The organism is Psychrobacillus glaciei (assembly GCF_008973485.1).
Taxonomy (GTDB): Bacteria; Bacillota; Bacilli; order Bacillales_A; family Planococcaceae; genus Psychrobacillus; species Psychrobacillus glaciei.
Genome location: NZ_CP031223.1, coordinates 252,550 through 265,301 on the forward strand (window position 1 = coordinate 252,550; position 12,752 = coordinate 265,301).

Sequence of the window (12,752 nt, forward strand, 5' to 3'; positions counted from 1 at the left end):
TTTTTGACATCCTCTACGTTCAATCTCTCAATCGAAATACTTTTATTAGTCTTTAAAGAAAAATTAAATAAGGGGAAATGCAGATGAAGGAAAAACAGATTTCTGAACATATTTGGAGCTTAAAAACGTGGATGATCATTCCTATTCATGTATGGGTTGTTGTGGAAGAAAACGGGATCACTTTAGTAGATGCGGGAATGCCAATGATGGCAAAAGGAATCATTAAATTCATGAAACAACTAAACGCTGGCCCGCTAAAACGAATTCTTCTCACTCATGGACATTCAGATCATGTTGGATCAGTAAAAGCAATATTGAATGAAAGCGAAGTACCTGTTTACGCACATAGAATAGAAATTCCTTATTTAGAAGGCGATACTCTCTATCCAAAACGAAAGAAACTGGAAAATAACTTACCTAAACAGCTAACTCAACCGCTTTTAGAAGAAGAGTCCGGAAACTTGAAATCAGTGGGCGGATTGAAGCCATTTTTTACACCTGGCCATTCCCCAGGTCATGTCGTTTACTACCATGAAAAAGATCAAGTGTTGCTAGCGGGAGATCTCTTTAAATCGAAAAATGGTAAACTCCAACCTCCTATGTTTACACCTAATATGACGGAAGCTTTGAAAAGCAGTGCTATTGTTGGGCAATTGAAACCGAAACTTTTAGAAGTATGCCATGGAAATACGGTGTTTGATCCAGCAAATCAGTTAGAGGATTATGTTCGAACTGTGGAGAGGAAATTAGGTGAGAAATGATTTTGTTTACTGGACACGTGTCGCTGTGTCAGTAGCAGGTTTGGGGACAATTGAGTCCGATACAGAGCCACTGGAAAGATTTATTCCTGTAAAGTTTAGCCAATGTGCAGCCCAAGCTCATGGTGAATGGTGAAGACGATATGTACTAAAAGGGCTCTTGCACTTTTCTAAAAGATTAAGAGAATATATAAAATTGGATTATATAAATCCGTCTTCATTGTGTTTTTAGTTGCATTGAGTGTAGAATCTGTAGTTTTCATCATGCAATTAGTTGTTCTATGATAGTTTTTAACTTTTTAGTTCAGCGTTTGAATTTGATAATACGCGCGTAAGTATATCAGCCAAAATCTGGAGGGTAATTGGGTATGAAGCTGGATCGGTGGTACTAAAGAAAAATAGATAGTATCCATTGATAAAGAGGTGCTGAGCGGACGAAATTGCATCTTCGTCCGCTTTTAAAAGTATAGGGAAAGATTTATTCTCTCATTATCCAAACCTTATGTACCTTGTTTCGATATATTCCATGAGGGCGACGGACAAACATCTGCCACAAGATTACCGAAAAAAGAGGATCTGGAAGTGACGCACTCACTTCCGGATCCTTTATAAAATTCTTCGTTAATAGTGTAGCTGATATTTTGTCCAAAGCACTCTGGAAATAGTAAAAACAAGATGCACTTAAAGGACTCAATCAAGAATCAATCGAATAGGAAAAAGCCGTTACATGAAAACCATCTTGTAACAATCTAAAGGAAATATTAATAGTATACAACAAAAGATGTGAAGAATAATCAGTTTGAATCATTTAGGAGCGTGCGTATGCCAGCTATAACGGGGAAACAATATATTGATCGAATTGATCAAATGCAAACGAATATATGGATAGACGGAAGTCCGGTGACAGGCAAGATCTCGGAGCACCCTTCATTCAAAGGAGTTATGAAAAGTCAGGCAGCCTTGTATGACCTTCAACATGATGTGGCTTTCAAAGAGGCCGTGACGTACCCATCACCATCCACTTCTGAACCAGTTGGATTGTCTTTTTTACAGCCAAAGACAAAAGAGGACTTAACTAAAAAGAGAAATATGGTGCAACAATGGGCTAAATCGAACAATGGCCTTATGGGTAGAAGTCCAGATTATATGAATACAACATTAATGGCCTTTGCATCATCTGCCAGTTTCTTGAATGAAAAAAAGAACTGCTTTCCTGAAAACTTACTATCATTCTATGAATATGCACGAGAACACGATCTATCTATGACACATACATTTATTGATCCTCAAGTAAATCGATCGCCATTTTATTTGGAATATTCAGAAGAACCTATTGCTGCAAGGGTGATTGATAAAAATGAAGAAGGGATCATTGTAAAAGGTGCGCGTTTGCTAGCTACACAGGGTGGAATAACGGATGAAATACTTGTTATATCATCCGGAGGTGTGGTGGAGGAAGAAAAAGGATTTTCATTTTCCATACCTAGTAACACGAAAGGATTAAAGTTTATATGCAGAGAATCTTTTGTTGGTGGAGATTCAACCTTTAACTATCCGCTAAGCTCAAGGTATGAGGAAATGGATACGATAGTAGTATTTGATAACGTAGTAGTCCCATGGGACCGCGTATTTTATTATAACAATATAGTTGTATCTAATAATTTTATGAATGAAAGTTCATTTCAAGCATTTGCCTTGCATCAAGTTGTTTCAAGACAGATTGTAAAAACTGAATTTGTATTGGGAGTTGTCCAATCAATTATAGAGACGATTAATATTGAGGAGTACCAACACGTTCAAGAAAAGGTTTCTGAAATTATCATAGCTTTAGAAACGATGAAGGCATTGGTCATTAAGTCTGAGGTAGAAGCCGAATTAGATAAATGGGGTTTGATGCAACCAGACTGCACAACGCTAAAAGTTGCTATCAATATTTTTCCGCGAGTCTATCCAAGGTTTACCGAAATCATACAGCTTTTAGGTGCAAGTGGATTAATGTCTATCCCAACGGAAGATGCATTCCAATCATCCATTAGAAACGATTTAGATCAATATTTACAGTCTAAAGCCGATAATGCCGAAAATCGCGTTAAACTATTCCGTTTGGCATGGGATTTGACAATGAGTTCTTTCGGCACAAGACAGACTTTATACGAACGCTTTTTCTTCGGGGATCCTATTAGACTTTCTAGCGAACTATACCATTCATACAATAAGGCTTCATATGTACAGCGCGTAAAGAGTATCTTGGAATGAGCATAGATACAAAGAGCCCTTAGGAACTTTAACAACAGTTCCCAAGGGCTCAAAATGTATTATAGGATGAAATATAATGAATTAACCCGTAATAACTCGCTCTTTTGGATATTGATATTTTGTTTTCTTTGTTTGACCACCTATAATAAACAAAAATGAAGTTAAGCCGATTCTTCCCACGAACATCAAAATCATCAGAATACATTTCGAATAAATGCTGAGATCTGGGGTAATCCCCATAGACAAGCCTACAGTACCGAATGCGGAACAAACTTCTAATACAATTTCGATAAGATGGGGCTTCGTGTCAAAAACACTGATGGCTACAACTGATATAAAGCACATGATAGTAGCTAACATTGTGATAGCTAGTGATTTCAATATATCTTCTTGATGAAGCTCGCGATTAAACACTTTAATATTACGATTTCCTTTTGCAAAATGATAAATAAATAATATATTTAAAGCAAATGTCGTCGTCCGTATTCCGCCCCCAACAGAAGTAGGGGAACCACCGATAAACATGAAAATACTCATAACCAACAGTGTTGGCATCGTAAATTCGGTAATATCCATTGTAGTAAGTCCAGCACTTCTCGTTGTTGCTGCTTGGAAAAAAGCATAGAAGAAGCTTTTATGCCAAGACAAACCCTTAAAGTAATGTTGACATTCAAAAAGCAAAATAAGAACCGTTCCAATAACGAGAAGAATTCCATATGTTAATGTCGATAATTTTGTAAATAGGGAAAAACGAAACGGTAAATTATTGTCCGTTTTTCTTCTGAATAAATATTCCTTCACTTCAATTAATACTGGGAACCCAATTGCACCAAGAATGATTAAAATAATCGTTATGATTTGCACAAAATAGTCACCAGCATATGGGGCAAGAGACTCTCCTGTGATATCCATTCCAGCGTTTGTTGTCGCAGTTACGGATGCAAACAAACCATGAAGAAATGCATCTTTCCAAGTTGGATAATAATTTAAAAAATGCAACCCTAGAATAATTCCTCCTAAAATCTCAATAAGGAAAATAATTTTCAAAATTTCTTTAACCATTTGAACGAGTCCAGATAATGCGAACTGGTTATGATCGACCATTATTAGACGGCGTTCGCGCAAACCAACCTTTTTTCCTATAAGTATCCAAAAAAAAGTGTTAATCGCCATAATGCCAAGTCCTGCAAACTGTAAAACAATCATAATGACAAAATAGCCGAATACACTATAAGTTTCCGAAATATTAAATACAGTTAAACCTGTATCGCTTACCACGGTAACAGCAGTAAAGACCGTATCGATAAAAGACACGTGAACCCCAGGTTTAAAAACAGCAGGGAGACTAAATAATAGGATAGATATAGTTACCGCGAGCAAATAATAGCCTGTAATAACCTTGGCAGGTGACAGATTTTCCAGCCAATTTCGTACTTTACCCCACATGATTACAGATCCCTTCGATTTTTTCATATCCCTTATCATAAAGAATATCCGGTGATTTTGGAAGTGATTTTTTGAAAACGATTATATAAGTTACAAACATACGCAATAGGCGGTAATGAACATTAGATTAGACCTCTAAAATAGTAGAACATTCTGGTATAAAAATAGAAAAGATTGGATGCTTTGTGGGTGTAGAGATATAATTAGTATAGATAATAGAGAAGTAGAAAGAATAAGTGAATAATATCGAAAATAGCATGTAGGCCTCTACTTTTAACTGAAATTTTTTGTGCCTACGATTGGAGAAAGTATGAATGTTTAGGGAGCAGACAAGATATTCAAGGCTTGCGAATATAACAAAAATAATAAATACGAAGTTGGAACTACGTGAAGTATTACAACATGTAACAATAGCGATATCGGAAGAAATTGTTCAATGCAATTCTGTCGGTATTTATTTACCTCAAAAAGATGGAACATTCAGAGGTTTTGCAGGAAAACCAGAGAGCATGAATGGCATAACGCTCGATACGCAGGTAATTGATCCTGAATTAGACTTATTGGCCAAAGAAGTGATTGAAACTAAAAAAACTATTTACATCCCAGATACTTCAAAAGATAATAGGCCAGATCCGAGATCGGTCGATGCCTTTCAAATTAAATCTTTATTAGCTCTTCCTATCTCATTTGAACAAGAGTTATTTGGTTTAGTGTTCTTATTTGATTATGGAACTCCTATGAACTTAACAGATTCAGAAATTCAAAGTGTTGAAGCTTATGTGAATATGGCTGCAGTTGCCATTCAAAACGCGAATAATTTAACGCAAAAGGAAAAAATTCTTGCAGAAAAGCAGTTATTACTTAACATCACGCGAGACTTATCGATGTGTTCTTCCATACAAGAATGTCTCGATAAATGTTTTTTCTACTTAGGAAAAATGTTAGATAGCCAACATATTGCTGCCCATCTTCTTGATCCATTTGAAAAAACAACCATTAGATTAACAAGGACTAGTAAGGAATGCGATTGGACAGAATTGGATTGGATGGAAATTCGCCGAAACATAAGAAAGGATAAAAGCTACGAAGCTATGATCCAAGAGGTTATAAAAACAAAAAAAGTAACGCACATTACAAGTGTTGATACAAAGCACTTGCTTATGATTCCATTGGTTTCAATGGGAGAAGTATTAGCGGTAATAGTCGTCGTCTATTTAGAGGGGAAAGCTAACAATTACGATGAGTCTCAAATTCAACTGGCACAATCTATCGTTAATGCTACAGCCCCAACGTTTTCCAACTTGTTATATATGGACCAACTCGAAAGCATGGTAGTAGAGCGGACAAGGGAGCTAGCTACTGCTAATGAAAAAGTGACAAGTGTTATTGAAGGTATAACAGATGGGTTCTTTGCTTTAAATAAAGAATGGGAATTTACTTATATAAATAAACATCAATATTTACCGCTTGGAAAAACGGCAAAAGACGTATTAGGTAAGAATGTATGGGGAATATTCCCGAAAGATGTAGGTAGGGTCATTTATAAAGAGCTCCATCGTGCAATGTCAGAGCGTATTCAAGTACAATTCGAAATGCTTTCACCCTATGACGGTTATTGGCACGAAGTAGTAGCCTACCCTTATGACGACGGTATCTGTTGTCTGCTTAAAAATATAACGGAAAAAAAGAAATATGAAAAGGAATTGAGAAGGTTGTCCAACTTGGATTTAATTGGGCAAATGGCGGCAGGAATCAGCCATGAGATTAGAAATCCAATGACTACGGTACGAGGATTCTTGCAATTACTAAGAAAAGAGGTCAAGTTTGAAAAACATATAGATTATTTCAATCTAATGATTGAAGAACTGGACCGTGCCAATTCGATTATTACGGAATTTCTCTCAGTGGGTAATATAAGGACATCCGAATTACAGATGTTAGATTTAAATTCCATTATCCATGATATTACACCTTTAATAGAGATTGATGCGTTCAATCAAAATAAAAGTGTTCGATTCGATACGCAAGACATTCCAGAATTGCTTTTAAATCGTAATGAGATACGACAATTAATCTTAAACCTATACCGTAATGGCTTAGAAGCGATGATTGCAGGGAAATTACTAACTATTAGCACCTACAAGGAAGGTGGGAATTGTGTCGTTCTTGCAGTGCGGGATCAAGGAGAAGGAATCAATCTCGATATATTAGAGAAACTCGGTACGCCATTCTACACAACTAAAGATAATGGTACAGGCTTGGGGCTAGGTATATGCTATGCCATTGCTGCCCGTCATAATGCGGAAATCGATATTCAAACTGGGATAGAAGGTACCACTTTTTTGGTTAAGTTTAAAATTTAAAAGATTTTATACCCATTTTTTTATAAAGTCAGATGCCTTCTACATTGATGAAAGCTAACGTGTAGGAATTTGACATTGCTACACTAACTCTTGAAGATAATATCGGTGGAGCAGATCTTTAGAAGTTTTAGGATTAAGTTTATAAGAATAGAAAGGATGTACATATGAAAATCAATCAATTAATTGCGAACAATATTAACAAATTAGATGCAGCACTACCAGTAGATAAATCGTTAGGAATTGCTGGTTTATCTGGATCTGGTAAAACAACATTTTGTCAAACTATTGGTGAAGAATCCAAGAAGCGTCTCGTTTCTTTATTGCCAAAAGCCGAATATCAGTATTTATTTCCTAACATTATGGAAACTAATTTTAGTGCTATAAAGATGGAAGAAATGCCTTTAGTACTTTTTCTCGGAAAATCATCCATTTCTTCAAATCCACGCTCAACGATTGGCACCCATACAGGTGTTTTTAAAGAGATTCGCGTACGACTTGCGGAAGAATTTAATCTTTCTCCAGAGGTTTTTTCATTTAATAATGAATTAGGATGGTGTCCTGCATGTAAAGGACGCGGGACTACGAAAAATATCGAATGTAAAAAGTGTGAGGGCAAGCGTTATAATCCAGAAGTGGAGCAACATAAGATAGAAGTATTGAATCAACCACATAGTATTTCCGATATTAACAATTTAAGTATTGAAACGATTCTTTCACTTAGAGAAGAATTACATATTAGTGAAGCCAAACAGCATATTCTTCAAAATATACTCAATATGAATATTGGTTACTTAACATTAAATCGTATTATGGGTACGTTATCAGGTGGAGAAATAACACGACTTTACTTGGCGGAATTTATGGCAACAAGTGAAAATACGGTTATTATAATTGATGAAATTTCAGTAGGTCTAGACCACCAAACACTATTGAAGATTTTAGAAGAGATTAAACAATTGGGCTACAAGAATCAGATTTGGCTCATTGATCATTCTGACACGGTGCTTAACACATCGGAAGAACAATTATTCTTTGGACCTGGAAGTGGAAAATACGGTGGGAAAATTGTAGAAGAATCCCCACGACCACAACCAATCACTTCGGAAAGAAATAAAGAAGTGCCAACAGAATACTATCAATTTCAAGATCTTTACTGCCGTAATATTCAAATGAAAGAAATTCAGATTCCTAAAAATAGAATTGTCACTTTTACGGGGGAATCAGGATGTGGGAAGTCTACACTTGTTAATGAGTGTATTGCCAAAGACTTTCAGAAGCGCTATGCAAAAGATAAACTCGTAATTGTTGGGCAAGATCGAAACCAATCGATTACTAGTAGGTCTACAGTTGCGACGTTTCTTGATATTAAAAGGAAACTTACAAAATATAGTGAAGATATTGAAGATATTTTTCAGCGTTCGATTGAAGATATTATTGAAGAACTACCAAATGAAGATATTGCTCATAAACGCTTGAGCTTATTGATCAAACTTGGACTTGGCTATTTGACGTTGGAAAGAAAAACACAGTCGTTATCAACGGGTGAATTTCAATGTGTTCATTTAGTTTCTGAGCTGTTTGCTAACTCGAGAAACCCACATACGCTCTTTATTTTTGACGAGCCTTCCAAAGGTTTATCACAAAATATTTTAAATCAATTCATTGATAGTGCAAGGGTCATTCTGCAAGATGAATCAGTCTCTATTATGATGATTGAGCATAATGCTTATATGATAGACAACTCTGATTTTATCGTTGATTTTGGTAACAGACAGATTGCACCTGTCCAGCAACTTGATGTTGTCAGTCATGATGAGTATTATAGCAGGCAAAACGGTCCAGGTAAGGTAGCGCCATTGCAAATTTCTTCTACGCTAAATCAACCTAATGGTATTAATTACTTAACAGAAAACCATATTGCCTATTTTAAAAATGCAGAAAACGTCTATAAGGGCGGTATTTTAAAAAGCTTATCCTCCATGGCCCGTTTGATTTACGGTGAATATGAAACGGACATAATTGCACCCGTTATCGCGATAGACTTGGAACGCCATTTGTATAGTCAATATAGTTTTCTTTATGAACTTGGCGGCGTGATCAACCATATTGTAGCTGCTCATCCGACCAATAAAGATACGAGAAGCTTTGATTTCTATCATCAAGACAATCATTGCCCGTGCTGTTCGGGCCGTCGAGTGATTGAAAAATTTGATTTTGAAGTTGTTCTTCAGGATAAAACCGTGCCATTTTGGGATGGTCAATTACATGCAGACGTAATGGAAGTTTTAAAATTTTATCAGTTTTCAAAATTAGAATTCCTCTTTGAAGAAATTAAAAATGAACTCGGTCAGGATATAAGCAAAAGTTTTAATGATATGACAGAAGCTGAAAAGCATACCTTTTTATACGGGTATTGGGAAAATTCATTTTATGATAAAGAAGGCAAGACAAGGAGGATTTGGGAAGGCTTTAATTTAATCATTGGACGCTATATATTTGTATCGAAATCAATTATTAAAGAGCATATAAAAGAATCCAAAACGATGATTACATGTCCAGTCTGCGAAGGAACTGTACTAAACCACCATAAAAAGCTGAAATTTGGCGACACGGATATTCGTGAGGTTATTAACCAGCCACTTGATCAAGTAATAAAAACAGTTGGCAACTTACAGCAACTAGAAAAATTAAAAGACATTGTCGGCGGTGATATGACTTTAAGCGAAGATGTTTCCCTTTTACCGAGAGAAATGCAAGTAGCTCTGAAAATGTTTGAATTGGAGCAGGCTAGCTTTTCCCACTATGAAATGGTTTTACAAAATGTACTGCCATTCTGGAGCAGTGTTAGCAACAATATCGAAACTATCGGTATGAAAAATCGGATTACCATCTGTGATTTTGACAATATCACAGAAACGAGAGAAACGATCATTGATAAGTACTTCACGAATGGAAAATACAAGAAGCTGACGTATGTCTATGAAGCGTTAGGTTACAAAAAGATTGTCACGCTAATAAATAAGGTTAGAAAAAGCAATCCATGTCCATTCTGTAATGGAAAGAAAGCTATTACAGAGGAAAATCTCCATGATGGCGTATTTAAGCTGACGATACCTTGTGTAACGTGTAATGAAACTGGTGTTAATAATGAAGGCCTTAAGGAAATGGTCGAAGGAATAGACGTAGAAACATGGTTAACTGGCACAGTCAGTGACGTTGTTACTGAAAGTTTAAATAGTGAAGCTGTTGCGGATATTCCAATTTTCAATCGTATTCGGGAGTTGAATAAACGAGAAATGATGGCGGTTTACGAATTCCTTGAGCAAAATAATTAGTTTTGTATGATGATTTTGCACGAATTAGCCGCGAATGGTGCGAAATAATTGGAGATAGACGGATAATTAATTTAAGGTGAAATAAATGAAAGACCGAACAAGTAGTTTAATTTGTTCGGTCTTTTTTTATCTCATTATAAAAGTGGTTGATATATCCAAACTAGACGGTGAACAAGGCCATAAATAAAGGAGATTTTTGGAATAGCTGTCTATTAGGTTTTGAGTTTAGGGTTATAAAGTGAATTAGATTAAATTCAGTATAAATGTTAGAGGTATATTATTCTTAATAACTTATCCAAAAGTCTAATCTATTGGAAAATACAAACATATACTATTTTAAAGTTTAACTTTGACAGGTGGTGAATTGATATGCCATTTTATCCGCCAAATCCTAGAAGGAGACCATTCTCGCCAGTCTATAGACAAAGAGGAGGACCTCCAAATCAAATGAGGAGGCCGAATAATTCTTTCCGATACTCTAATCAACAACAATCTCAAGGTTCTAGATTTGAAAGATTACCAGGCCATTTTAAGAACATTATGGGCCATGTGGGCACAGTAAAAACTGGAGTTAACATGATAAGGCAAGTTGGATCAATTTTAGGTCTATTTAGATAGTTTATCTCGACTGAAGGATATCTTATGCACGTCAATTGAATATTAACGGGATTTCATCCTTAAAACCCTGATTGAATTTAATGGCCAATCAGGGTTTTATTTTGTTTTAGTTGTTATTTCAGTGAAAATATTTTCTTCGGAGTTTGTCGATTGTTCGGTTTGTGTAGATAGCTTGCCTGTTTGAATTAATTGAATAAGATTTTGAATATCTTCTTTCGTTGCAGGTTGCTTTTCTTTTTTCAACGAATAGCCTAATTGTCCATTTACCTCCAGTGTTGCATATTCAACGTCACTAATGGTCGTTATACCTAACTGCCGTAGATGTGTTTCTAGTTTATCGACGGTTAGCCTAAGTTTCTTTAAACTTTTCGTATTTATTTCCCCATTTTCAATGATTATTATGGCTTTTCCAGAAATTATAGATTCCAATCGATTAAATTTTAATTCAATAAATTCAATAAAGATAAGGGATAGAATTAATAAGGAACTGATTCCAATAGTCGACAATAACCCTTTACTTTTTACTGGATGAATCAGCAATGTACCGAGCATAATCATAATAATTGTATGAGGGACAGTCATTTGCGAGATGGACCTTCTTCCACCAATCTTTAACAAAACCATTCCAACTACAAGAATTATGATTGTCTTCCAAACTAAATCCATAACCGATCACCTTTTTTTAATAGTATTAGAAACTTTCTTCATGTTTATACCATTCTTGAAAGGGAATCACTGACAAAGGAAATGTGATTTTTCTTTTATATATCTTCCTCCTTCACATTATCCTTCCAACTTGAATAAGATATCTAATTGGAAATACCTTATAGCTAGGAGTAGGATAATGTGAAAAGATGGATTGTAGCTTTAGTAATATTGTGTTTAGTAGGACTGGCAGGTTGTCTAGAGAAAACAGTAAATGAAGAGTTAGAAACAAGTAATAATGAAGGGAAACAACCCGTGGATGAAGTAAAAACACCAGTAACCTATGAGGAAGAAGCAGAAAAGGAAACAAAGCCTTTAGTTGTCAATATCGTTGACCCAAATACTTTAGAAATAATAAAAACGCTATCACCGACCAACTTAGGATATGAAACGGATGTCGAAACATATAAAAAGGAAATTGAAAAATTAGCTTATGAGTTGGCAAGGGGTACAGAAACGGAAGCTGGTTATGACACGAGAATGGTTCTTGATAAAATAGATGAAAACGGTCAGATCATTAAAGGGAGCCCAAGGATAATATTAAAAGAAAGTGAATTGGTGACTAGAATTATTGATGCATCCATTACTGGCAAGGACGTTGAAATTCCTTTGTATGTAACAGAAAGTAACTATAATATTGAAGATATTCTTCGTTTAGAGGAAGTAATAATTGCCTCTTATACAACTTATTTTAATCCCTCGGATGTAAACAGAAATAAAAATATAGAGATTTCAGCAAAAGCTATAAATAATGTAATTGTTGGAAGTAGGGATTATTTCTCTTTTAATGAAATAACAGGTCCAAGAGACGAAAAAAATGGCTACCAGCCTGCACCGGAAATAATTAATAAGAAGCTCGTCATGGGTATTGGGGGAGGGGTTTGCCAAACATCCTCCACACTTTTTAACGTAGTGGACCAACTATGGGTAACGTATGTGGAAAGACATCATCATTCATTAGATATAGGTTACGTGCCAAAGGGAAGAGATGCAACTGTTTCATATGGTGCTTTGGATTTTAGATTTCAAAATACGTCAGATGCCCCTTTTTTAATAAAAGCTGTTTATGGTAATGACTTTCTAACGATAGAAGTAAGAACTTCGAAGGAATATGAAGGTATTGCGGATTAAATCTGTGTAGAAAGTGCACTTGTTCACATCACAAATTGATAATAAGAAATATGAAAGCACATCATATATAAAATTGATGTGCATTTCTAATATTAGTGTCCAGCTAATAAGGCATGTCTAAATGTAGTTGTCCGTCCAAA

7 protein-coding genes are annotated in these 12,752 nt (G+C 35.5%); 5 read left to right on the plus strand and 2 right to left on the minus strand.

What is annotated here, in order from left to right; genetic code table 11:
* The first annotated feature begins 83 nt into the window (after nt 1–83).
* Both PB01_RS01280 and hpaB read left to right on the plus strand, forming a co-directional pair.
* The gene (locus PB01_RS01280) at nt 84–761 is read left to right on the plus strand and encodes an MBL fold metallo-hydrolase (RefSeq protein ID WP_151698504.1); all 678 of its coding nucleotides are present in this window, start codon (nt 84–86) and stop codon (nt 759–761) included.
* 819 nt (nt 762–1,580) lie between these two features.
* On the plus strand, nt 1,581–3,014 hold the full coding sequence (hpaB, locus tag PB01_RS01285; protein WP_151698505.1) for a 4-hydroxyphenylacetate 3-monooxygenase, oxygenase component: 1,434 nt from the start codon (nt 1,581–1,583) through the stop codon (nt 3,012–3,014).
* A gap of 81 nt (nt 3,015–3,095) precedes the next feature.
* Here hpaB and PB01_RS01290 read toward each other — a convergent pair whose 3' ends face one another.
* Complete coding sequence (locus PB01_RS01290) at nt 3,096–4,460, minus strand: TrkH family potassium uptake protein (protein WP_151701922.1); 1,365 nt, start codon at nt 4,458–4,460, stop codon at nt 3,096–3,098.
* A 314-nt stretch (nt 4,461–4,774) separates the two neighbouring features.
* Here PB01_RS01290 and PB01_RS01295 point away from each other — a divergent pair, with 314 nt between their 5' ends.
* Together PB01_RS01295 and PB01_RS01300 are read left to right on the plus strand one after the other, a co-directional pair.
* Nucleotides 4,775–6,823, plus strand: a complete 2,049-nt coding sequence (locus tag PB01_RS01295; RefSeq protein ID WP_151698506.1) for a GAF domain-containing protein — start codon at nt 4,775–4,777, stop codon at nt 6,821–6,823.
* 164 nt (nt 6,824–6,987) lie between these two features.
* The gene (locus tag PB01_RS01300) at nt 6,988–10,158 is read left to right on the plus strand and encodes an ATP-binding cassette domain-containing protein (RefSeq protein WP_151698507.1); all 3,171 of its coding nucleotides are present in this window, start codon (nt 6,988–6,990) and stop codon (nt 10,156–10,158) included.
* 714 nt (nt 10,159–10,872) lie between these two features.
* On the opposite strand, the gene PB01_RS01310 is transcribed toward PB01_RS01300, so the two are convergent.
* On the minus strand, nt 10,873–11,442 hold the full coding sequence (locus PB01_RS01310) for a DUF421 domain-containing protein (protein WP_151698509.1): 570 nt from the start codon (nt 11,440–11,442) through the stop codon (nt 10,873–10,875).
* A 180-nt stretch (nt 11,443–11,622) separates the two neighbouring features.
* On the opposite strand from PB01_RS01310, the gene PB01_RS01315 reads away from it, so the two are divergent.
* On the plus strand, nt 11,623–12,612 hold the full coding sequence (locus PB01_RS01315) for a VanW family protein (protein WP_151698510.1): 990 nt from the start codon (nt 11,623–11,625) through the stop codon (nt 12,610–12,612).
* Nucleotides 12,613–12,752 lie beyond the last annotated feature (140 nt).